The sequence below is a fragment of the Achromobacter sp. ISS7 genome, assembly GCF_056523125.1.
Map to the genome: position 1 here is coordinate 4,564,551 of NZ_JAWRZD010000001.1, position 23,184 is coordinate 4,587,734.

The 23,184-nt window shown below is 68.5% G+C and carries 19 protein-coding genes; 14 read left to right on the forward strand and 5 right to left on the reverse strand.

Annotated elements, in window-relative coordinates; all coding sequences use genetic code 11:
- Positions 1–160 precede the first annotated feature (160 nt).
- The 4 genes from AC1HFW_RS20660 to AC1HFW_RS20675 are packed head-to-tail and all read left to right on the forward strand — an operon-like array spanning position 161 to position 3,010.
- Positions 161–943: a transporter substrate-binding domain-containing protein gene (locus tag AC1HFW_RS20660; protein ID WP_241068733.1), complete on the forward strand. Its 783-nt coding sequence runs from the start codon at positions 161–163 to the stop codon at positions 941–943.
- A 27-nt stretch (positions 944–970) separates the two neighbouring features.
- Entirely contained in the window at positions 971–1,639 is a 669-nt protein-coding gene (locus AC1HFW_RS20665; protein WP_479285110.1) for an amino acid ABC transporter permease, read from the forward strand.
- Positions 1,636–2,292, forward strand: coding sequence for an amino acid ABC transporter permease (locus AC1HFW_RS20670; protein ID WP_479285111.1), 657 nt, complete (start codon positions 1,636–1,638; stop codon positions 2,290–2,292). The genes AC1HFW_RS20665 and AC1HFW_RS20670 overlap by 4 nt, the downstream gene beginning before the upstream one ends.
- Entirely contained in the window at positions 2,273–3,010 is a 738-nt protein-coding gene (locus AC1HFW_RS20675) for an amino acid ABC transporter ATP-binding protein (RefSeq protein ID WP_006392206.1), read from the forward strand. Before AC1HFW_RS20670 ends, AC1HFW_RS20675 begins: the two co-directional genes overlap by 20 nt.
- Before the next feature lie 113 nt (positions 3,011–3,123).
- Here AC1HFW_RS20675 and AC1HFW_RS20680 read toward each other — a convergent pair whose 3' ends face one another.
- Positions 3,124–4,515: a DUF6630 family protein gene (locus AC1HFW_RS20680; RefSeq protein WP_479285112.1), complete on the reverse strand. Its 1,392-nt coding sequence runs from the start codon at positions 4,513–4,515 to the stop codon at positions 3,124–3,126.
- Positions 4,515–5,654, reverse strand: coding sequence for a DSD1 family PLP-dependent enzyme (locus AC1HFW_RS20685; RefSeq protein WP_479285113.1), 1,140 nt, complete (start codon positions 5,652–5,654; stop codon positions 4,515–4,517). The genes AC1HFW_RS20680 and AC1HFW_RS20685 overlap by 1 nt, the downstream gene beginning before the upstream one ends.
- Before the next feature lie 199 nt (positions 5,655–5,853).
- Here AC1HFW_RS20685 and AC1HFW_RS20690 point away from each other — a divergent pair, with 199 nt between their 5' ends.
- From AC1HFW_RS20690 to gluQRS, 4 genes are all read left to right on the forward strand, one after another.
- On the forward strand, positions 5,854–6,816 hold the full coding sequence (locus AC1HFW_RS20690) for a TAXI family TRAP transporter solute-binding subunit (RefSeq protein WP_479285114.1): 963 nt from the start codon (positions 5,854–5,856) through the stop codon (positions 6,814–6,816).
- A 103-nt stretch (positions 6,817–6,919) separates the two neighbouring features.
- Positions 6,920–8,944: a TRAP transporter permease gene (locus AC1HFW_RS20695; RefSeq protein ID WP_006392202.1), complete on the forward strand. Its 2,025-nt coding sequence runs from the start codon at positions 6,920–6,922 to the stop codon at positions 8,942–8,944.
- Between the two features lie 239 nt (positions 8,945–9,183).
- Positions 9,184–9,642 (forward strand): Smg family protein, encoded by a 459-nt coding sequence (locus tag AC1HFW_RS20700; RefSeq protein WP_006392201.1) that lies wholly within the window; start codon positions 9,184–9,186, stop codon positions 9,640–9,642.
- Positions 9,643–9,759: 117 nt separating this feature from the next.
- Positions 9,760–10,641: a tRNA glutamyl-Q(34) synthetase GluQRS gene (gluQRS, locus tag AC1HFW_RS20705; protein ID WP_479285115.1), complete on the forward strand. Its 882-nt coding sequence runs from the start codon at positions 9,760–9,762 to the stop codon at positions 10,639–10,641.
- 133 nt (positions 10,642–10,774) lie between these two features.
- Here the strand turns inward: gluQRS and AC1HFW_RS20710 are convergent, their stop codons facing one another.
- On the reverse strand, positions 10,775–13,405 hold the full coding sequence (locus AC1HFW_RS20710; protein WP_479285116.1) for a GDYXXLXY domain-containing protein: 2,631 nt from the start codon (positions 13,403–13,405) through the stop codon (positions 10,775–10,777).
- Positions 13,406–13,467: 62 nt separating this feature from the next.
- Here AC1HFW_RS20710 and AC1HFW_RS20715 point away from each other — a divergent pair, with 62 nt between their 5' ends.
- From AC1HFW_RS20715 to AC1HFW_RS20735, 5 genes are all read left to right on the forward strand, one after another.
- The gene (locus AC1HFW_RS20715) at positions 13,468–16,104 is read left to right on the forward strand and encodes a DNA topoisomerase III (RefSeq protein ID WP_479285117.1); all 2,637 of its coding nucleotides are present in this window, start codon (positions 13,468–13,470) and stop codon (positions 16,102–16,104) included.
- A 133-nt stretch (positions 16,105–16,237) separates the two neighbouring features.
- Positions 16,238–17,296: an ABC transporter substrate-binding protein gene (locus AC1HFW_RS20720; RefSeq protein WP_479285118.1), complete on the forward strand. Its 1,059-nt coding sequence runs from the start codon at positions 16,238–16,240 to the stop codon at positions 17,294–17,296.
- On the forward strand, positions 17,296–18,066 hold the full coding sequence (locus AC1HFW_RS20725; RefSeq protein WP_479285119.1) for an ABC transporter ATP-binding protein: 771 nt from the start codon (positions 17,296–17,298) through the stop codon (positions 18,064–18,066). The genes AC1HFW_RS20720 and AC1HFW_RS20725 overlap by 1 nt, the downstream gene beginning before the upstream one ends.
- A 7-nt stretch (positions 18,067–18,073) precedes the next feature.
- A complete protein-coding gene (locus tag AC1HFW_RS20730; protein ID WP_006392195.1) occupies positions 18,074–18,928 on the forward strand; it encodes an ABC transporter permease in 855 nt (284 codons plus the stop codon).
- Between the two features lie 14 nt (positions 18,929–18,942).
- Complete coding sequence (locus tag AC1HFW_RS20735) at positions 18,943–19,725, forward strand: SDR family oxidoreductase (RefSeq protein ID WP_081105257.1); 783 nt, start codon at positions 18,943–18,945, stop codon at positions 19,723–19,725.
- A 94-nt stretch (positions 19,726–19,819) separates the two neighbouring features.
- Here AC1HFW_RS20735 and ilvB read toward each other — a convergent pair whose 3' ends face one another.
- Positions 19,820–21,640 (reverse strand): biosynthetic-type acetolactate synthase large subunit, encoded by a 1,821-nt coding sequence (gene ilvB / locus AC1HFW_RS20740; protein ID WP_085943723.1) that lies wholly within the window; start codon positions 21,638–21,640, stop codon positions 19,820–19,822.
- 93 nt (positions 21,641–21,733) lie between these two features.
- Here ilvB and AC1HFW_RS20745 point away from each other — a divergent pair, with 93 nt between their 5' ends.
- Positions 21,734–22,204: an Lrp/AsnC family transcriptional regulator gene (locus AC1HFW_RS20745; protein ID WP_006392192.1), complete on the forward strand. Its 471-nt coding sequence runs from the start codon at positions 21,734–21,736 to the stop codon at positions 22,202–22,204.
- A gap of 1 nt (position 22,205) precedes the next feature.
- On the opposite strand, the gene AC1HFW_RS20750 is transcribed toward AC1HFW_RS20745, so the two are convergent.
- The gene (locus AC1HFW_RS20750; RefSeq protein ID WP_035361116.1) at positions 22,206–23,126 is read right to left on the reverse strand and encodes a bestrophin family protein; all 921 of its coding nucleotides are present in this window, start codon (positions 23,124–23,126) and stop codon (positions 22,206–22,208) included.
- Between the last annotated feature and the right edge of the window lie 58 nt (positions 23,127–23,184).

Consider the following 23,184-nt stretch of genomic DNA (forward strand, 5'->3'; position numbering starts at 1 on the left):
TGGCGCGCACCGCACCATCACGGTGCACCCGCTCCGGCGCGCCTGCGGGCATCCCGAGCGCCCGCCAAATGGCACGGAACTTGCTTTTCAGGTTTTGTATACCGAATTGGTGTGCAACGCTCGACCCCACCCCGGGGCGGCGCGCCCTGGAGAGTTCCTCATGAACCGTAGAACCCTGTTGCTGTCCCTCTGCACCGCCGCCACGCTGCTGGCCGCGCCGCTCACGCATGCCGACACCCTGGACGACATCGTCAAGGCCGGCACCCTCAAGGTCGCCGTGCCGCAGGACTTTCCGCCGTTCGGCTCGGTCGGTTCGGACATGAAGCCGCTGGGCTACGACATCGACACCGCCGCGCTGATCGCCAAGCAGCTGGGCGTGAAGCTGGAGCTGGTGCCGGTGACCAGCGCCAATCGCGTGCCGTACCTGCAGACGCGCAAGGTGGACCTGGTGATTTCCAGCCTGGGCAAGAATCCCGAGCGCGAGAAGGCGATCGACTTCTCGGATGCGTATGCGCCGTTCTTCAATGGCGTGTTCGGCCCGGCCGACCTGAAGGTGGCGTCGGCCGCCGACCTGGCGGGCAAGACCATCGGCGTGACGCGCGGCGCGGTCGAGGACATCGAGCTCACCAAGATCGCGCCGCCCACGGCGACGCTCAAGCGCTATGAGGACAACAACGGCACCATCACCGCCTTCCTGTCGGGCCAGGTGCCGCTGATCGCGACCGGCAACGTGGTGGCCGCCGCGATCCTGGCGCGCAATCCGCCCAAGAAGCCGGAGACCAAGTTCCTGATCAAGGATTCGCCCTGCTACATCGGCATGAACAAGGATGAGCCGAAGCTGCGCGCCAAGGTCAACGAGATCCTGGCCAACGCCAAGCGCGATGGTTCGCTGGCGGCGATTTCCAGGAAATGGCTGGGCGCCGACCTGCCCAAGGACCTGTAAGGCGGGCGCGCGCGCCGGGGCGCTTTCATGGCTTATCAATTCGACTTCGCTTCCGTGTTCGATTACACGCCGGTGCTCGTCAAGGGCATTGGCGTGACGGTCGAGCTGATCGCCTTTGGCGCGGTGGCGGGCGTGGCGCTGGGCATCGGCTGCGCCTGGGCCCGCACGCAGGGGCCGCGCTGGCTGCGCGCGCCCGTCACCGCCTATGTGGAGGTGGTGCGCAATACGCCGTTCCTGATCCAGCTGTTCTTCGTGTTCTTCGGCCTGCCGTCGCTGGGCGTGCAGTTCAACGAGATGCAGGCGGCCTGCCTGGCGATGGCGCTGAACCTGGGCGCCTACAGCGCCGAGATCATCCGCGCCGGCATCGACGCCACGCCCAAGGGCCAGTATGAGGCCGGCGCCAGCCTGGCGATGACGCGCTGGCAGGTGTTCCGCCATATCGTGCTGAAACCCGCGCTGGCGCGCATCTGGCCGGCCCTGTCGTCGCAGATCGTGATCGTGATGCTGGGGTCGGCGGTGTGTTCGCAGATCGCGGCCGAGGACCTGACGTTCGCGGCCAACTTCATCCAGTCGCGCAATTTCCGCGCGTTCGAGGTGTATTTCGTGACCACCGGCATCTATCTGGCGCTGGCGGTGCTGTTGCGCCAGTTGCTGCGCATGACGGGCAGGCGGTTTTTCCGCAAGGCGGTGCGATGATCGAGTTCTCAACCTGGGACATCGTCCGCAACCTGCTGCTGGCCGCGCGCTGGACGATCGTGCTGTCGCTGGTGGCCTTTGCCGGCGGCGCGCTGATGGGCACGCTGGCGCTGATGATGCGGACTTCGCGCGTGACCGTGATGCGGCGCGTGAGCTGGGCCTATATCGAGCTGTTCCAGGGCACGCCGCTGCTGATGCAGCTGTTCCTGGCGTTCTTCGGGCTGTCGTTGATCGGCGTGGAGGTGCCGCCGTGGCTGGCCGCGGGCGCGGCGCTGACGCTGTGGTCGGGCGCGTTCCTGGCCGAGATCTGGCGCGGCTGCGTGGAAGCGATTCCGAAGGGCCAGTGGGAAGCCTCGGCCAGCCTGGCGCTGGGCTACGTGCAGCAGATGCGCCACGTGGTGCTGCCGCAGGCGCTGCGCATCGCGGTGGCGCCGACCGTCGGCTTCGCGGTGCAGATCGTCAAGAGCACGGCGCTGACCTCCATCATCGGTTTCACCGAGCTGTCCAAGGCCAGCACGGTGATCACCAACGCCACCTTCAGCCCCTTCACCGTCTATGCCTGCGCCGCGCTGATCTATTTCGCGCTGTGCTGGCCCCTGTCGCGCCTCAGCCTCCGGCTGGAAAGGAAGTTGCATGCCCCTCATCGCCCTTGAAGACGTCCGCAAGAAGTTCGGCGACAACGAAGTCCTGAAAGGGGTGACGTTGCGCGTCGAGCCCGGCGAGGTGATCGCCATCATCGGCAAGAGCGGCTCCGGCAAGAGCACGCTGCTGCGCTGCGTGAACGGACTGGAGCAGATCGACGGCGGCGCCATCATGGTGGCCGACGCGCAGCTGGGCGACGACGAGCTGCGGCTGCGCGCGCTGCGGCTGAAGGTGGGCATGATCTTCCAGCAGTTCAACCTGTTCCCGCACCTGACGGTGGGGCGCAACGTGATGCTGTCGCCGATGGTGGCCAAGCGCATGCCGCAGGACGAGGCGGCCGCGCTGGCGCGGGCGATGCTGACGCGGGTGGGGCTGGAACACAAGTTCGACGCCTGGCCCGATGAATTGTCGGGCGGCCAGCAGCAGCGCGTGGCGATCGCCCGCGCGCTGGCGATGCAGCCGCTGGCGCTGCTGTGCGACGAGATCACGTCGGCGCTGGACCCGGAGCTGGTCAACGAGGTGCTGGCGGTGGTGCGCGAGCTGGCCGCCGACGGCATGACGCTGCTGATGGTGACGCACGAGATGCGCTTTGCGCGCGAGGTCTGCGACCGGGTGGTGTTCATGCACCAGGGACGGGTGCATGAGATCGGGCCGCCCGAGGAATTGTTCACGGCACCCGCGACGCCGGAGCTGCGGCAGTTCCTGGGGATGACGGATCTGGCCGGATAGGGCGCGTGGATCCTGGCGTGCCAGGATCCGGATCGTCGTGGCCGCTGGCCGTCACGACGGCATCGAGGCGGGCGCGCAGTGCCTGGCGGCGGCGATGGCCCGGCCGCCGCTGGTCAAGCGGCTGGCAGTCGGCCCAACAATGCGTCGAAGCGACCCAGGCGGACATGACGCAGCTGTCCGCCGACCACCAGGTCGCCATCCGGCAACATCAAGGCGCGCTGGATGCCGCTATCCAGATCGAGCGCACCGTGGCGGATGCGCAGGACCTGACCGGAACCGGGATGCCACAACTGGCCCAGGTCCAGGCTGCGATGGGGCGCATGCCAATGGCCCAGAAGTAGCCAGTCTTGCGGCAGGGACTGCAGGATCATGCCGCCGGCGGGCATCTGTTGGGGCTCATGGCGGTTGACGACGAGCGCGTCCAGGTTCGCGTGGCAAAGCGCATCGTCTTCAAGCCAGGCAATGGCGCCGTTGCCGCAGGCGACGGGATGCGAGACATCCCCCGATGCCGCTTCGGGATAGCGCAATACCAGGGGATGCAACTGGCCGTCGCGCCACAGCAGAAGCTGGCCACGGCACAGCACGCAGGCGCGGCCGTCGGCCGTCTGGATCACCGCCGAGCGGTCGCTGACGGGGCGACGCTGCGGCGGCGCGGTGTACAGCAATGCCGGCTCGATGACCGACGCCTCGTCCTGCGCGGCAAAGCCTGGGTATGCGAACACCATGCCGCGATCCACCAGCAGCAGGTCATCGCCCGCGAACCCCAGGCTGAATTCGGGCGTGCGGCGCTGCGCCTGCGCCGCGCGCGGCGGTAGCGCCAGGCCGGGCCGGCTGGGCGGCGCGGCCTCGACCCCGGACGCGCGCAGCAGATGTGCATAGGGCGTGCTGGCGATGCCGTCGGGGCCTTGCTCGATCCAGGCGTGGACGCCGTTCGCGGCGATGGCCGACGCCAGCAGGCCGCGATGCGGCTGGAACTTGCAGGCGACTGCGCGCAAGGCCGGCCAGCCGCGCAGGTCCACCAGCTCCGGCATTGCCGTGTCGCGGTTGGCCGCGCACGCCCAGCCCGATGCCAGCGGCAAGCACTGCGCCATGTCCAGATAATCGCCAGGCTGCGCCAGCGGGCCGGAAGCGGGACGCGGCAAGGTCGCCGGGACACCTTGCGGGGCGCCGTCCTGCCGATGCCGCGTGCCCTGTCGGCCATGAGCCGCGATCCGCGCCAGCGCGTCGCCGGCGTCGGCCTGGGGCACGATCAGCAGATGGATGCCATCGTCGTCTTCATCCTGCCCGATCAGCGCCAACCCCAGCGCTTCCAGTTCCTGGCCCAACAGCGGCAGGAAGTCGTCGGCGCGGTCATCACGCAACGCCGCGCGCAGTGCATCGAGCCGCGCGGCGGCCAGCGCCGGGTAGCGCGCCGCATGGGCCTGCCGCAACGCGTCCAGCAACTCCGGCAGCGGCGTTTTCCAATCGAAGGACAACGGCTCCATCGCGATCGGCGCGGCGGCCATCAGCGCGAAAACCCGCGCGCCGAGATTTCCCAGATGTCCTGCACGATGCCGTCGCGATACACCACCAGCCCGTCGTGCAGGTTGAAGGTGGGATCGACGTGCGACGGCACCAGCAGCAGCGTGTCGCCCAGCGCGGGCGCCTGTGCGCCGGCCGCCACGCGCACCACGCCGTGTTCGTCGTTGATGGCGGCGTATTGCAGGCCTTGCGCGCCGTGGATCGCGGGCAGGCCGCATTCGGCGGTGGTGGACTTCAGCCCGGCGTCGAGGATGACGCGGTCCGGCGCCGGCGTGCTCATCACGGTCGACAGCACGAACAGGCTGTTCTGGAAGGCCAGCGCGCCGTCCCATTCGTTGGCGCCGTAGTCGCCGTCCATGAAGGCGTAGGAGCCGGCCTGCAGTTCGGTGAAGACGCCGCTGGCGGCGTCGAATTCGACGCTGCCGGTGCCGCCGCCGGTGATGACGTCGCAGGCGATGCCGCTTTCGCGCAGCAGCAGCTGGTAGGACGCGGCGATGCGCGCGGCCTGGCGGCAGACGGCGGCGCGTTCCTCGCGGGTTCGGAAGTGCTGCACCGAGCCGTGGTACGCCTGCAGCCCGATGAAGTTCACGCCGGGCAGGGCGCGCGCCTGCTGCGCCAGCGCCAGCACGGTGGCGTCATCGGACACGCCGCAGCGGCCCTGGCCCACGTCCACCTCGACCAGCACGTCGATCTCGGCGCCGGCCGCGGCCATGGCCTGCGAGATCTGCGCCAGGTTGGCGGCGTTGTCGACGCAGACGCTGAGCTTGGCGGCGCGCGCCAGCTGGCCCAGCAGGCGCAGCTTGGCCGGGCCGACCACTTCGTTGCTGATGTGGATGTCGTTGATGCCGGCGGCCACGAACGGCACGGCCTCGCTGACCTTCTGGCAACAGATGCCGCGCGCGCCCAGCGCCAGCTGGCGGCGCGCGATCTCGGGGCATTTGTGGGCCTTGGCGTGCGGCCGCAGCGCGACCTCGTGGCGGTCGGCCCAGGCCTGCATGGCGCGCAGGTTGGCCTCGAACGCGGCCAGGTCCAGCACCAGGCTGGGCGTATCGACGCTGGCAAGGGGATCGCCGGCCTGCGCGGGCGGGGGCAGCGCAATGCCGCGTATGACTTCCTGGGACATCGAAGGGCTCCGTGATCAAACCTGCTGCATGGGCGTGGATCGCCGCCGCACACGATAGCCCACGCCGGCCCGGATGGCTGCCAAACCGCCGCCATCCCCTGGTAAACGATAGCTTCCAGGCCATTGGCGCGGGGCAGGGGGCATGCCAGAATTTCAGCACAACAATAGGTTACTTCCATCCCATAACGGAGAAGCTCGCATGAAACTCAGGAATTGGATCGTCACCTTGACCATGGCCGTGGCCGCCGTCGGCGCCACCGGGTCCGCCCAGGCCCAGCAGTTCTTCCGTATCGGCACCGGCGGCACCGCCGGCACCTATTACCCCATCGGCGGCATCATCGCCAACGCAGTGTCCCAGCCGGGCAAGCTCATCGCCACCGCGGTCGCCTCCAATGGCTCGGTGGCAAACATCAACGGCGTGATGGGCGGATCTTTCGAAGCCGGCTTCACGCAATCGGACGTGGCGTTCTGGGCCTACAGCGGCACCGGCACGTTCGAGGGCAAGCCCAAGGCGCAGGACCTGCGGCTGATCGCCACCCTGTATCCGGAGAGCATCCACCTGGTGACGCGCAAGGGCGCCGGCATCAAGAGCGTGGCTGACTTGAAGGGCAAGCGGGTGTCGATGGACGAGCCCGGTTCCGGCACGCTGGTGGACGTGCGCCTGATCCTGGGCGCCTACGGCATGACCGACAAGGACATCAAGGCCGAGTACCTCAAGCCCAATCAGGCCGGCGACAAGCTCAAGGACGGCGGGCTGGACGCGTTCTTCTTTATCGGCGGGGCTCCCGCGGGCGCCATCGCCGAACTGGCCTCCAGCGGCGCGGGCATCGAGATCGTGCCGCTGGTCGGCCCCGAGATCGACGCGCTGCGCGCCAAGCAGGAGTTCTTCACGCCCGACACCATCGCCGCCAACACCTACCAGAACGTGGGCGAGGTCAAGACCATCTCGGTCAACGCGCAGATGGTGACGTCGGCCAAGATTCCTGAACAGGTCGTGTATGACGTCACCAAGGCCCTGTACAGCGACGCCACCCGCAAGACGCTGGACAGCGGCCACGCCAAGGGCAAGCTCATCACCCGCGAGAACGCGGTCAAGGGCGCCGGCATTCCGTTCCACCCGGGCGCCGAGAAGTTCTACAAGGAAATCGGCCTGCTGAAGTAAGCGCCGGTCTGTTGCCTTCCTGATGGGCGCGGCGCACGGCGCCGCGATCGCGCAGGGCCGCCACGAGCGGCCCTGTTCGCGCAATCACCTGAGAACCCTGGCTATGGAAATAGACCACGATAAAACGCAGCGGCTGGCGGAAAAGTACGACGCCGAGATCCGCTTCCGGCCGCTGCACAAGACCGCCACCTGGATCGTCTCCGGGCTGCTGGTGGCGCTGTCGCTGTTCCACTACTACACCGCCGGTTTCGGCCTCTTGCGCGAGGCCACGCACCGCGGCGTGCACCTGGCCTTCGTGCTGAGCCTGATCTTCCTGGTGTTCGGCTTTTCCAAGGCGCACTACCAGCGCGAGCCGAAATCGACCTGGTACGCGCCGGGCGGCGTGCCGCTGTACGACTGGATCATCGCCATCGCGCTGGCGCTGTCGGTGCTGTACATCCCCTACATATTCGAGGACCTGGCGTTCCGCGTCGGCAATCCGCTGCCGATCGACGTGTTCATGGGCTCGATCCTGCTGATCGGGCTGCTGGAAGCGACGCGCCGCGCCATGGGCTGGCCGTTGCCGATCATCGCGCTGGTGTTCATGGCCTATGCCGCGTTCGGGCCTTATTTTCCCGGACTGCTGCAACACGCGGGCAACACGTGGTCGCAGATCGTCAACCACATGTACCTGACCAGCCAGGGCGTCTACGGCGTGGCGGTGGGGGTGGTGGCGACCTACGTGTTCCACTTCGTGCTGTTCGGCGTGCTGGCCACGCGCATCGGGCTGGGGCAGCTGTTCCTGGACGTGGCGTCCACTATCGCCGGCCGCTATGCCGGCGGGCCGGCCAAGGTGTCGGTATTCGGCTCGGCGATGTTCGGCATGCTGTCGGGGTCGTCGGTGGCCAATGCCGTGACCGTGGGCTCGCTGACCATTCCGGCGATGATCCGCATCGGCTATCCGCGCCATTTCGCGGCGGGGGTGGAGGCGGCCAGCAGCACCGGCGGCCAGATCACGCCGCCGATCATGGGCGCGGCCGCGTTCCTGATGATCGAGTTCCTCGGCATCCCGTACCAGCAGATCGCGATCGCCGGCATCTTCCCGGCCTTCCTGTATTTCTTCGGCATGTTCATGCAGGTGCATTTCGAGGCCAAGCGCGAGGGCCTGCGCGGGCTGACCGCCGAGGAAATGCCCAAGCTGAAGCAGTCGTTCAAGATGCGCTGGCCAACGCTGATTCCGCTGTTCCTGCTGATCGGCGTGCTGGCCAGCGGCCGCACGCCGTACCTGGCGGCGTTCGCCGGCATCACGGGCTGCATCGTCGTGGGCCTGCTCAATCCGTTCCAGCGGCTGCGGCTGCGCGATCTGTATGAGGCCTTCGAAACGGGTGCGAAGTATGCGCTGGCAGTGGGCGCGGCGGCCGGCACGGTGGGCATCGTGATCGGCGTCGTGACGCTGACCGGCGTGGGTTTCAAGATCTCATACATCGTGATTTCGGCGGCCCAGTCGATCGCGGGCGTGGCGGGCGCGATCATTCCCGAGGCCATCGCCAACGCCCAGTCGTTGACGCTGATCGCGGCGCTAATCATGACCGGCATCGTCTGCATCCTGATGGGTTGCGGCATTCCCACCACCGCCAACTACCTGATCATGGTGGCGGTGGCCGCGCCGACGCTGGTGCAGCTGGGGGTGCAGCCGATCGCGGCGCACTTCTTCGTGTTCTATTTCGGCATCCTGGCCGACATCACGCCCCCGGTGGCGCTGGCGGCCTACGCGGCGGCGGGCATGGCGGGCAGCGATCCGTTCAAGACCGGCAATACCGCGTTCCGGCTGGGCATCACCAAGCTGATCGTGCCCTTCGTGTTCGTGTTCTCGCCGTCGCTGCTGATCTCGGTGCAGGGCTTCACTTGGTACGACTTCTTCGTGACGCTGTTCGGCTGCATGGTGGGGCTGGTGCTGCTGTCGGCGGCGTTCTCGCGCTACATGCTGGTGGGCATGAAGAGCTGGGAGCGCTGGCTGTGCACGCTGGGCGCGCTGCTGACCATCTTGCCGGGGCTGACCAGCGGGCTGGTCGGATTGGCCATCTGCATCCCGGTGTTCATGCGCCAGGTCGCGCAGCTCAAGCTGGAATCGGCGCCGAAAACCGCCTGAACCGTAGGGGTATTAAAGAGGGGCGGACCGTAACGGCCCGCCCCTCGGAAATCGCGCAACCCCTTATTCTGTCAGGCATTGCGCGCGGTTTTCGTGACTGTCGCGAGGCCACGACGCCCTGCCACGCTCCCCCTTGTCGGCGGTTGCCCGGGCAAATAAATCAGCGTAAAGTAAAATTCATGTTTGCTGGTCTGCCGATATGCGGGCCGACTGTGCAAACAGGCTCAAGACTGCGCCATATGTTCGATATCCTGGTTTATCTGTACGAGAATTACTACACGCCGCAAGCCTGTCCCGCCGCCGACGTACTGGCGAAACGGCTGGCCGCCGCCGGGTTCGAGCACGAAGACATCGACGATGCGTTAGGCTGGCTCTACGGGCTGGCCGAAACCACCGAGCGCTGTGTCGACCTCGCCCAGGCGCCCACCAGCGGCACCCGGATCTACACCGATAACGAATACCAGCAACTGGGTTCCGAATCCATCGGCTTCATCGCCTTCCTGGAATCGGCCGGCGTGCTGCCCGCGCCCTTGCGCGAGATCGTCATCGACCGGGGCCTGGCTTCGCCGGAATCGCCCGTGCCGCTGTCCAAGATCAAGATCATCGCCCTCATGGTTCTCTGGAGCCAGGAAGCCGAGATCGACAACCTGGTCCTGGAAGAGCTGCTGGACGAAGACGGCGTGCGCTTGCTGCACTGACCGGCGCCGGCTCCGGCCGACGTCCGTTTCTCCGCGACCCGCGCGCATCGAGCGCGCGGCGCCGCTTCGCCGTAACCCCGTAGTTTCGCCACGCCTCCCGTTTTGCCGCGCCCTCCCGTGACCTACACCGGCCGCTTCGCCCCCAGCCCCAGCGGCCCGTTGCACGCGGGTTCGCTCGTGGCCGCGCTGGCCAGTTGGCTGGATGCGCGCGCCAACGACGGCCGCTGGCTGCTGCGAATCGAGGACGTGGACACGCCGCGCACCGTGCCCGGCGCGGCCGAGCACATCATGGGCCAGCTCGAGGCCCTGGGGCTGCATTGGGATGGCGACGTCATGTGGCAATCGCGGCGCGGCGACGCCTACCAGGCGGCGTTCGACGCGCTGGCCGCGCGCGGGCTGGTCTACGGCTGCGGCTGCACCCGCCGCGAGATCGCCGACTCCGCGCTGCGCGGCCAGACGGCCCCGGGCGTAGACGGCGAGCGCCCCTATCCCGGCACCTGCCGCCACGGCCTGCCGCCCGGCCGCGAGGCACGCGCCTGGCGCGTCGTCATGCCGGCCGGCCTTGAACGCTTCGACGACCGCTGGCTCGGCCCGCAGGAACAGGACGTGGCGCAGGCGGTGGGCGACATCGCCGTCAAGCGCGCGGACGGCCTGTGGGCCTATCAATTGGCGGTGGTGGTGGACGACGGCGCGCAGGGCGTCACCGACGTGGTGCGCGGCGCCGACCTGCTCAGCTCGACCGCGCGCCAGCGCGTGCTGGGCCGGCTGCTGGACCTGCCGCCGGTGCGCTACATGCACGTGCCGCTGATCCTGGACCCCGCCAGCGGCCTGAAACTGTCCAAGCAGAACGGCGCCCCCGCCCTCGACACCGGCGCGCCCCTGGCGGCGCTGCAAGGCGCCTGGCGGGCATTGGGCTTCGCGCCCCTGGACGCGCCGGACACGGCGGCCTTCCTGCGCGAGGCGACCGCGCGCTGGGCGGCGCGCTTTCCGCTGGCCTGAGCCGGCAAGACCGGCAGGGGCTGGCGGCCGTCACGGGCGGTGCAATCGCTCGTGCCGAGGCGCCCGTTCCGACGCATGGCCCACGGCCACCAGGCAACATCACGCCGGGTGGGGTGCCGCCGACCCGCGATCCCTATAAAGGCTGCAGATCCTCGCCCAGCATGCGCACCAACAGGGCCTCGCCGTTCTCGGCCACGCGCAGTTCACCGAACTTGGCGACTTCATAGCGCTTGGCCTGGCCCTCGGGGAAGAAATAGGCGTTGGTGACGATGCGCACGCCGTTGTCGCGCAGGCGATAGCGCAGCGGCACCTCGTTATCGGCGTGCGGGCGGGCGTCGGGCTGGATGCGCACGGGCTGCGACACGCCGCGCGCGTCGGCCGTCAGCAGCACGTAGCCATCGGGCTCGTAGCCCAGGATCGAGTCCTCGGCGTCCTGGCGCTCGCCGCCCAGCCGCAGCCGGGTGACTTCACGCCCGGCGGCGAAGTTGAGCGCCATATAGTCGCCCTGCATCAGCGAACGCGGATCGACCGGCGCCAGTTCCAGGATCACCACCTTGCCGGTGGCCAGCAGCTTCTCGCGCTGCCAGATGCCGCCGTTGACCACCACCAGCACCAGCGCCAGGCCGCCCAGGATCGCCAGGGTGCGCCAGCGCAGGGCCGGCGCGACCGGCGGCAGTGGCGCGCGACGCGACGGTTCCTGGGTGCGCATCAAGCGCGGCACCAGCCACACCAGCCCGCGCAGCACGAACAGCAGCACGGCGCCGCCGCCCAGCCACAGGGCCTTTTCCAGCAATGGCACGTCGAGCTGGTAGTAATAGACGCCCAGGTAGGCCAGCAGGCTGAACACGCCGAACAGCGCCACCCGCGGCTGGTTCATGCCGAAGCCCAGCAGCAGCCAGGCCAGCGCGAAGCCGACGCCGGGGCTGGGCAGCCAGAACAGGGCCAGCAGCAGCAGGCCGACGGGCACGCCCCAGGTGACGCCGGCGGTCAGCACCCGGCGCCGCGGCCACAGCACCGCCAGCGCCGCCGCGGCCGGCAACAGCGCCCCGGCGCACACCAGCAGGGCGGTCTGCGGGTTCAACTGCCACATGGCCGGCAGCTGCATGATCGACAGGCCGCTGGCCAGCCAGACCATGCCCTGCACCGACAGCAGGAAGGCCCAGGCCAGCGGCTGCAGCGCGTGGCCGCGCTTGCCGCCCAGGCGCTGGCCCAGGGTCAGGATCACCGCCGTGGCCCAGGCGCCGGTCACCGCGATCGGCAGCCAGACGAAGGCCGCGCGGGCCATGTCGAAGTACAACAGGGCGTCGAGCATGTCGTCGCGCAGCAGCTCCGGCGCCAGGACGCGCCAGATCAGGCCGGCGCCGGCCATCGCGATCAGGCCGCCGCTCAGGAAGCGCAGGATCACGTCGGGCCCCAGCGCGTAGACCGCCGTGGCCATCAGCAGCACGAACAGGCAGGCGCTGGCGAACGAGGTCGACTCGGACATGCCGTAGATGATGAGGATCTGGCCGGCGAACGCCATGGCGGTGCCGCACTGGCGCCAGAACGGACCGGTGTCGCTGCGCAGCACGGCCACGCCGGCGGCGCACAGCACCAGGCCGGCCACCAGCGCGCCTTCCTCTGAGTTGATCACGCCGGAGAAAGCCACGAACACCAGTAGCAGCAGCGTCGACAGCCAGGCGCTCAGCGCCAGGATGCATTGCACGTACCAGGGCGGTTCGGTGTGCGGCACGGCGGGCGGCGCCAGTTGCGCCACGGGTTCGCCGGCCTCGCCGGGATCGACCGCGTTGCCGGCTGAGGCGGCGGCGGGTTCGGCGTCGGCCGGGGCCGCGGCGGCCACCTGCGGCCCCGTGGCCAGTCCGCGCAGCCAGCGCGCCGCCCAGACCGCCTCGGCCATCAGCAGCGCCGCCAGCGGCAGGGCCGCCCAGACGCCGGGCTCCAGCCGCAGCAGCCATTCGCCCACCATCCGCAACGACACGCAGATGACGCCGGCGGCCAGCATGGCCAGGATGATCAGGTCGCGCCGGCCGCGCTGGTAATAGAAACCCAGGCCCAGCGTCACGGCCAGCCACGCCACGCCGTTGGTGGCGCCCAGGCCGCGCATGATGAAATCGCCGAACATCAGCGCCGTCACCAGCACGCCGATCACCAGCGCCGCCAGCAGCCGCGGCCCGATCAGCGTGCTGGCGCGCCAGCGGCGCGCCGCCAGCTCCCAGCCCAGCAGCAGGATCAGGTTCCAGGCGGCCACGATCAGGCTGGCGACCTGCGGGCCGCCCAGCAGCAGCCACCAGTTGAAGGCCCGTTCACCCAGCCACAGCGCGAGGGCCACGTTGCTGACCAGCACCCACAGCAGCCAGACCGCCTGGCTGGACGCCACCAGCGCCCAGGGCAGCAGCAGGACCGCCCACCAGGCGAACAATTCCCAGGTATCGGCGCCAGTCTGGTAAGTTTGGCCTAATAACGCGAGCAAGGCGCCCAGCAGGATGCCGGCCAGGGCCAGCAGCGCGCCGGGTATGCTGCGGCGCACCCCCGGGGTGCCCCGCAGGCGTAATCCGGCCCACGCCGCCGCCAGCGCGCTGAGGGCCAGGAGGCCCTGCGTGCCAGCGAAGCGCTGGATCTTGGTCATGTCCTGCCAGTTCGCCGCGACCCAGCAGATGGCGGCGCTGCCGAGCAGCAAAACCCCTAGCCAAAGGGTGCCGCGGGCCAGGAATTGGCGCCATGCGTGCAGTTCGGATCCCACTTGCCGTTCAGTGCCGACTTGCATCTCGCGAATCTCCGATCTTATTATCCGCGCTACTAAGGCGGGTCTGCCGCCACTGGATACACATGAATAAAACGCTGATTATTGCCGAGAAGCCCTCGGTGGCCCTTGATATATCACGCGCCTTGGGAGGCTTTGCGCGCGAGGGCGACTATTTTGAAAGCGAACGTTACGTACTCGCGTCCAGCATTGGCCATTTGCTGAGCTTGGTCGCGCCCAACGATCCGGTCAAGGGAAAGTGGAGCTTCACGCACCTGCCCGTAATTCCGCCTGAATTCGAACTGGGCCCGACCGACAAGAAATCGGCCGAGCGCCTCAAGCTGCTGGTGCGCCTGGCCAAGCGCAAGGACGTCGATGCCATCATCAACGCCTGTGACGCTGGGCGCGAGGGCGAACTGATCTTCCGCTACATCATCCAGTACGCCGGGGTGAAGAAGCCGATCCAGCGCCTGTGGCTGCAATCCATGACGCAGGCCGCCATCCGCGAGGCCTTCGCCAACCTGCGCGACGACGTCCAGCTCAAGCCGCTGGAGGCCGCCGCCCGCTCGCGCGCCGAGGCCGACTGGCTGGTGGGCATCAACGGCACCCGCGCCATGACCGCCTTCAACAGCAAGGACGGCGGCTTCTTCAAGACGCCGGTGGGCCGGGTGCAGACCCCCACGCTGGCGATCGTGGCCGAGCGCGAAGAGCGCATCCGCCGCTTCGTCTCGCGCGATTACTGGGAAGTGCGCGCCACCTTCGTGGCCGCGGCCGGCCTGTACGAAGGCCGCTGGATCGACCCGGACTTCAAGAAGGACGAGCGCGACCCCGAGAAGCGCGAGTCGCGCCTGTGGTCGCAGGCCGCCGCCCAGAGCGTGGTGGCCGCCTGCCGCGCCCAGCCGGGCAGCGTGACCGAGGAATCCAAGCCGTCGACCCAGATGTCGCCGGCCCTGTACGACCTGACCTCGCTGCAGCGCGAGGCCAACGGCCGCTTCGGCTTCTCGGCCAAGACCACCCTGGCGCTGGCCCAGACCCTGTACGAACGCCACAAGGCGCTGACCTACCCGCGTACCGATTCGCGCTACCTGCCCGAGGACTACATCGGCACGGTGCAAGAAACCATGCGCGCGCTGGCCAAGGGCGGCTCGAACGCCGTCGGCGGCCTGTCGCGCCATGCCGAAACGGTGACCAGCCAGCACTGGGTCAAGCCGAACCGCCGCATCTTCGACAACAAGAAGGTGTCGGATCACTTTGCCATCATCCCGACGCTGCAGATCCCGCACGACCTGAGCGAGGCCGAGGCCAAGCTCTACGACCTGGTGCTCAAGCGCTTCCTGGCCGTGTTCTTCCCGGCCGCTGAATACCGCGTCACCACCCGCATGACCGAAGTGCAGGGGCATCGCTTCCGCACCGACGGCAAGGTGCTGGTCAACCCGGGCTGGCTGGCCGTGTACGGCAAGGAAGCCCAGGGCGAGGACGCCAACCTGGTGCCGGTGGCCGAGGGTGAAACCGTGCGCACCGAGGAAGTCGAAGCCGTGGGCCTGGCCACCAAGCCGCCGGCGCGCTTCAACGAAGGCACGCTGCTGTCGGCCATGGAAGGCGCCGGCAAGCTGGTGGACGACGAGGAACTGCGCGAGGCCATGTCCGAGCGCGGCCTGGGCACGCCGGCCACCCGCGCGGCCATCATCGAAGGCCTGCTCAACGAGGTCTACCTGCGCCGCGAAGGCCGCGACCTGGTGCCGACCGCCAAGGCGCGCCAGCTGATGACGCTGCTGTCGGGCCTGGACGTGTCGGAACTGACCTCGCCCGAGCTGACCGGCGAATGGGAACACAAGCTCAAGCAGATCGAACAGGGCGCGCTGGACCGCCAGGCCTTCATGCGCGAGATCGCCCAGATGACGCAGGTCATCGTCAAGCGCGCCAAGGAATACGAGCGCGACACGGTGCCCGGCGACTACGCCACGCTGCAGACGCCGTGCCCCAAGTGCGGCGGGGTGGTCAAGGAAAACTACCGCCGTTTCGCCTGCACCAATTGCGATTTCTCGATCGGCAAGCACCCGGGCGGCCGCACCTTCGAGCTGCCGGAAGTCGAGGAACTGCTGGCCAAGCGCGAGATCGGTCCGCTGCAGGGCTTCATCAGCAAGATGGGCCGGCCGTTCGCCGCCATCCTGCGCATCAGCGACGAGTACAAGCTGGAATTCGACTTCGGCCAGAACGACGAGGACGACAGCGAGGCGGTCGATTTCTCCGGCCATACGCCGGTGGGCAACTGCCCCAAGTGCCAGTCGCGCGTGTTCGAGCATGGCATGAGCTACGTCTGCGAGAAGTCGGTCGGCCCTGAAAAGAGCTGCGACTTCCGCTCGGGCAAGGTCATCCTGCAGCAGGAAATCTCGCGCGAGCAGATGGAAAAGCTGCTGACCGACGGCCGCACCGACCTGCTCGACGGCTTCGTGTCCAGCCGCACCAACCGCAAGTTCAAGGCCTTCCTGGTGCGCCAGCCCGACGGCAAGATCGGCTTCGAGTTCGAACCGCGTCCGGAGAAGCCCGGCCGCGGCCGCGCGCCGGCCAAGACCGCCACCGCCGCCAAGACGGCGGCGAAGAAGGCGCCGGCCAAGAAGGCCGCGGTGAAGAAGACCGCCACCAAGACCGCCACGAAAACGGCGACCAAGACCGCCGCCAAGAAAGCCGTGAAGAAGGCCGCGCCCAAGAAGACCGCGGCATAAGCCGCCACGGTCTACACTTGCGTGGCACGACGAGAACGCCCGGGCAACCGGGCGTTTTCCATTGTTGGACGGCAGGCGCCGCTGCGGTATTGTTGACGCCAAACAACCACACCCGATCGAGACCGAGGAAGACATGAGCACGAGCCCCCACTTCACCACCCGCCGCCGCGTGCTGGCCGCAACCGGGGCGCTGGCCGGCGTCACCCTGATCGGCGGCCGTGTCGCCTTCGCGCAGCCCAAGCTGGGCCGCGTGGTCTACGGGCAGGGCAGCATCGACCCGTTCTTCGCGGCCGGCTACGTGGCGCTCAAGAAGGGCTATTTCGGCGAAGGCGGCCTGGAGGTCGAGTACCTGAACTCGCAGAGCGGCCCGCGCACCAACCAGCTGCTGGCGGCCGGCCAGATCGTCTTCGGCGCCACCGCGGCCACCGCCGCGCCGGCCCTGACGCTGGCCGGCAAGCCGGCCACGCTGGTGTTCGGCTTCGACCGCAAGCTGACCTACGCCAACGTCATCGTGCGCCGCGAGGACTTCGACAGCGGCAAGATCAAGTCGCTGAAAGACCTGGCCGGCAAGCGCGTGGGCGCGACCCAGCCGCAGTCCAGCACCTGGCTGATGGCGCTGTACCTGATGCAGAAGGCCGGCGTGGCCGACAAGGTCGACATCCGCCCCCTGGGCGACCTGGCCACCATGCTAGGCGCGCTCAAGACCGGCTCGGTGGCCGCCAGCATGGCCACCATGTCGATGATGGAACAGGCCAGGCAGGAAGGCTGGGGCGTGCCGATCTTCGACGCCACCACCGAGGCCTCGTGGAATGAATTCATGGGCGGCGACGTGCCGGGCATCGCCGCGCTGACGCTGCAGGACACCATCCAGAAGCGGCCCGAGACGGTGCAGGCCTTCGTCACCGGCCTGGTGAAGGCGCAGGACTTCATCACGGCCCACAGCGCCGCCGAGATCGCCGACGTGATCTACGACGACTATCTGAACGCCTTCCCGCGCGCCGCCATCGAGAAGACGCTGGGCGTTTACAAGGACACGGTGTTCCTCAAGGACAACCTCATCACCCAGGACGCCTATGACCGCATGACCGCGATCATGGGCGACGGCCGCCAGTTCTCGAACGACGAGATCAAGACCGTGCCGTACGCCAAGTGCGTCGACATGAGCTTCGTGCGAAAAGCCCGGGGGCTCTGATGATCACGCTGGACCGGGTGGGCAAGGCCTACCAGACCCGCCAGGGCACCACCCACGCGGTGGGCGAGGTCAACCTGGAGATCGCGGCGGGCGAGTTCGTGTCGATCGTCGGCCCCTCGGGCTGCGGCAAGAGCACGCTGCTGAACATGATCGCCGGCTTCCTGCCGCCCACCACCGGCCAGATCCGGGTGGACGGCCGGGTGGTCGACGGCCAGGTGCCGCCGGCGCTGGGCTACATCTTCCAGAAGGACACGCTGCTGCCCTGGTTCAGCGTGAAGAAGAACGTGGCGCTGGGCCTGAAGTTCCAGGGCGTGCCGGCCGCGCGCATCGCCAACCGCGTGGCCGAGCTGCTGGAGCTGGGTCACCTGACGGCGTTCGCCGACGCCTTTCCGCACCAGCTGTCGGGCGGCATGCGGCGGCGCGTGGCGCTGCTGATGAGCCTGGCGGTGGAGCCGCGCATCCTGCTGCTGGACGAGCCGTTCGGCGCGCTGGACACGCACACCAAGACCCACCTGCACCGCGAGCTGATGGAGATCTGGCGCAAGCTGGGCCAGACCGTGGTGCTGGTCACGCACGACCTGGACGAGGCGATCCTGCTGTCCGACCGCGTGGTGGTGCTGTCCGGGCCGCCCAGCCGCGTGCTGCTGGACGAGCGCATCGCCATCCCGCATCCGCGCGACGTCTTCACCCTGCGCGAGACGCCGCAGTTCGTCACCCACGTGCAAAGCCTCTGGAGCGTGCTGGGCCAGCAGTTCCGCGCCGCCGCCTGATCCCGCCATGACCGCTCCCGAATTCACCGATACCCTGCAGGACCAGCTGCGGCTGGACCGCCGCGCCAGCACCCTGCGGCGCGTGCGCATTACGTTGTGGCAGGTGCTGATCCTGGCCATCATCCTTGGCTCCTGGGAAACGCTGACGCGCATTCCCTGGTTCACCCAGAACACGCTGTTCGATCCGTTCTTCATCAGCCAGCCGTCGCGCGTGGCGGTGCGGCTGTGGGAATGGCTGCAGCCCGGGCCGCGCTCGGTCTGGCCGCACCTGTGGCTGACGCTGCAGGCCACGCTGGTCGGGCTGCTGGTGGGCGTGGGCAGCGGCTTCATCGTCGGCATGACGCTCAGCCGCAGCCGCTTCCTGGCGGACGTGTTCAACCCGTTCATCGTGGCCTTCAATTCGATGCCGCGCATCGCCTTCGTGCCGCTCATCACCATGTTCTTCGGGCTGGGGCTGGCGTCCAAGGTGGTGACCTCGTGGTTCGTGGTGTTCTTCCTGGTGTTCTTCAACACCTACAAGGGCGGGCGCAGCGTCGAACGCGAGCTGGTGGACTTCTGCCGCACGCTGGGCGGGTCGCCGCGCCAGATCCTGTGGCGCGTGCGCATCCCGACCGCCGCCGCCTGGACCTTCGCCGCGCTGCCCAACGCCATCAGCTTCGCGTTGATCGGCGTGGTGCTGGCCGAGTTCGTCGGCTCCACCACCGGCATGGGCTACCTGATGATCACCGCGCTGGCGACACTGAACGCCACCGACATGTTCGCCGCGGTCACGCTGCTGTCCATCGTCGGCATCGCGCTGGTGTACTGCGTCACCTGGCTGGAACGGCGGCTGCTGCACTGGGCGCCCGAATTCCGCGAATGAACCGGACCGCAACCATGACCACTTCCTTGCCCTACCTGCGCAACTTCGACCTGAGCGGCCAGGTCGCGCTGGTGACCGGCTCGGCCCGCGGGCTGGGCTTCTGCATCGCCCGCGCGCTGGCCGGCAGCGGCGCGCGCGTGCTGATCAACGGCCGCAACGAGCAGGCCACGGAAAGCGCCGCCGCCGCGCTGCGCGCCGACGGCCTGGACGCGCACGCGCTGGCCTTCGACGTCAGCGACGATGCCGGCATGGCGCGGGCGTTCGCGCGCATCGACGCCGAGCATGGCCGCCTGGACATCCTGGTGAACAACGTCGGCGCCCGCAACCGCAAGACGCTGGCCGACACCAGCGCCGCCGAGATCCGCGAGCTGATCGACACCGACATGGTGGCCGGCATCCTGCTGGCCAAGCACGCCACCGAGCGCATGGTGCGCCAGGGCGGCGGCCGCCTGATCGCCATCACCTCGGTGGTGGGGGAACTGGCGCGCGCCGGCGACGCGGTCTATCCGGCCGCCAAGCAGGGCCTGACCGGCATGGTGCGGGCGCTGGCGGCGGAATTCGGCGGGCGCGGCATCACCAGCAACGCGATCGCGCCGGGCACATTCGCCACCGAGACCAATGCCGAGATGGTGGCCGACCCGGCCTTCGGCCCGCGCATCGCGGCGCGCAACCCGACCGGGCGCTGGGGCGAACCGGAGGAGATCGCCGGCGCGGCGGTGTTCCTGGCGTCCAAGGCGGCCTCGTACGTGAACGGGCACGTGCTGGTGGTGGACGGCGGGTTGTCTATCCAGTTCTGACCGTGCGGCAAAAGCGAAGGGGCCCGCAAAGGGCCCCTTCATCATTCCGGCGGTCCCGGCAGGGATGCCCGCCTGCCTGACAATCGCTGCCGGCTCAGGTCGTCTCGTCCTGGTACCACACGCCTTCGGCCAGCATCATCTTGTGATGGCCATGGCCGGCCGGCATCATCGGGAAGCAGTTCTCCTGCGCCGTCACCGCCACATCGAGGAAGTAGGGGCCGTCGTGCGCCAGGCATTCGGCCAGCGCCGCATCCAGCTGCGCCGGATCCTCGACCCGCGCCGCGCCCCAGCCGAAGGCCCGCGCCAGCGCCACGAAGTCGGGCAGCGAGGCGTTGTAGCTGTGGCTGTAGCGGCCGCCGTGGATCAGTTCCTGCCACTGGCGCACCATGCCCATGTAGCCGTTGTTGCACAGCACGACCTTGACGGGCGCCTGGTGCTGCATGGCGGTGGACAGTTCCTGGATGTTCATCAGGACCGAGGCGTCGCCGCTGACGCAGACCACGGTCTTGTCCGGATGCGCGACCTGCGCGCCGATGGCGGCCGGCACGCCGTAGCCCATGGTGCCGGCGCCGCCGGAGGTGAGCCAACGGTACGGCTGGTCGAAACGCAGGTACTGCGCGGCCCACATCTGGTGCTGGCCGACGTCGGTCGAGACGATGGCGTCGCGCCCCGTCAGCGCCGCGTTCAGGCGCGACATCAGGTGCTGCGGCAGGATCGCGTCGGCCGCCGGGGTGTAGCCCAGGCAGTCCTGCGCGCGCCAGGCCTGCACCCGCGCCCACCACGGCGCCAGCCGCGCCGGATCGAGCGGTTCGCCCAGCTCGGCCTGCAGGGCGCGCACCAGCGGCAGGCAGTCGCCCACCAGGGCCACGTCCACCCGCACGACCTTGTTGATGGAGGCGGGGTCGATGTCGATGTGGATCTTGCGCGCATGCGGGCAGAACTCGGACAGCTTGCCGGTGATGCGGTCGTCGAAGCGGGCGCCGATGCAGACCACCAGGTCGGCGTTGTGCATGGCCAGGTTGGCCTCGACCGTGCCGTGCATGCCCAGCATGCCGACGAATTGCGGATCGGAGGCCGGGAACGCCCCCAGGCCCATCAGCGTCAGGGTGCAGGGCGCGCCGCTGGCACGCACCAGCTCGGTAAAGGCGGCGCAGGCCTCGGGGCCGGCGTTCACCAGGCCGCCGCCGCCGTAGAAGATCGGGCGCTTGGCCTGGGCGATCAGCGCGGCGGCGCGGCGCACGGCCGATTGCGGCAGCTTGGGCGCCAGCTTGCCCGACTGGCGCCGCGCGCGCAGCGCCGCCAGCTTCTGCTGCGACGGGGTGTCGTCGTCGCCGTCGGCGTCGCGCGGCACGGCCAGTTGCACGTCCTTGGGGAAGTCCAGCAGCACCGGGCCGGGGCGGCCCTGGCGCGTCAGTTCGAAGGCGCGGGCGGTGACGGCGGCGACGTCGTCGACCGAACGCACCTGGGTGTTCCACTTGGTCACGGAACGCGAGATGCCGATGGCGTCGCATTCCTGGAAGGCGTCGGTGCCGATGGCGCTGGTGGCGACCTGGCCGCTGATGCACAGCACCGGGATCGAATCGCACATGGCGTCCAGCAGGCCCGAGGTGGTGTTGGCCATGCCCGGCCCGGAGGTCACGAACACCACGCCGGTGCGGCCGGTGGTGCGGGCGTAGCCCTCGGCGGCGTGCACCGCGGCCTGCTCGTGGCGCACCAGCACGTGGCGCAGGCGCGGCTCGGCGTAGAGCGCGTCGTACAGCGGCAGCACGGCCCCGCCGGGATAGCCGAACACGGTGTCGACGCCGTGCGCAATCAGCGTTTCCAGCAGAATCCTGGCCCCGTTCGCGGGGGGAGTTTCAGGGGCGGCAAGCGCGGCGGCGACGGAGGGGTGCAGGCGATCGTTCATGCTATCCATCTTATTGGGAATCCGGGAGAATATTTATCTTCTTTTCCACGAATTGCCGGCAAACGCAGTAAATTTATCTTTGGATCGGAGGAATCAAAGAAAATGAACCTGGACAAGTTTGATTTGGCGATTTTGCGCGCCCTGCAGGAGAACGCCCGCGCCAGCCTCAACGACATCGGCGCGGCGGTCGGCCTGTCATCCACGCCCTGCTGGAACCGGATCAAGCGCATGGAGGCCGCCGGCGTCATCCGCGGCTACACGGTCGACATCGACCCGGCCAGCCTGGGGTTCATGGACACGGTCATCGTCCACGTGACCCTGGAAAGCCACAGCGAGGAAACGCTCTATGAATTCGGGCGCGCGCTGGCGCAGATCCCGGAAGTGCTGGAAGCCTTCCTGGTGTCGGGCGACTACGACTACTACATCCGCATCGCCGTGCGCGACACCCGCGACTACGAGCGGCTGCTGCGCGAGCAGCTGTACCGCATCCCCGGCATCCGCCACAGCAAATCCTGCTTCGTGCTGCGCCGCCTGAAGGAAACCATGCTGCCGCTGAACGGGCCGACGAGCTGAGTCAGCGCAGCACGCAGTCCACCGGCTGCGCCGGCTCGGGCAGCGGCCGCACGCCCAGCCCGTCCAGCAGGTCGATCTCGATCACCCGCGCCAGCGCCGACAGCGGCAGGTCGTTTGCTTCCAGGCCGAACGGGTCTTCCAGTTCGTCGCCCAGCGCATCCAGCCCGAAGAAGGTGTAGGCGATGATAGTGACCGCCACCGGCATCAGGTATTCCAGCGTGCCCACCAGCCCGAACGGCAGCAGCAGGCAGAAAAGCCAGGCCGTGCGATGCAGCAGCAGCGAATAGGCGAACGGCGTCGGCGTGTACTTGATGCGCTCACAGGCCGCCTGGATCGCCGCGCACTGCGCCACCCGCTGCGTCAGCCCCTGGTACAGGATGTCGGTCAATTCGCCGCGCCGCAGACAGGCCGCCAGGTCGCGGTTGATCGCCATCAGCAGCGCATCCGGCACATTGCGGTTGCCGGCCAGCGTATCCAGTTCCTCGGGTTGCACCCAGGGCCGCACCGCTTCCAGCATGTCCTGGTCGCGCAGCCGCGCCGCCAGCGCGTAGCCAAACCCGATGCAACGCCGCACCAGCCGTTCCTGCACCGGATTGGCCGTGCTGGCCGCCAGCAGCACCGCGCTCTCGCGCGCCAGGCTGCGGGCCTGCACGATCAGATCGCCCCATTGCTTGCGCGCTTCCCACCAGCGGTCGTAGCAGACGTTGTTGCGAAACCCCATGAACACCGACAGCGCCAACCCGAACAGCGAGAACGGCACCGCCGACAGGTGCGTGGGCGAGAACCAGTGCCGGTGGTACATCCAGACCACCACGCACGACAGCACGGTGATCACCAGGATGCGGCTGAAGATGCGGGGAATGATGGAACCGCGCAAAACAAAGAACAGGGCCAGCGCGGAAGGACGCGGACGGACAATCATGGTGCGGGTGAACAAAGAAACGAGGCGGCGCTCACTATACGCCTGTCATCGTGTCATG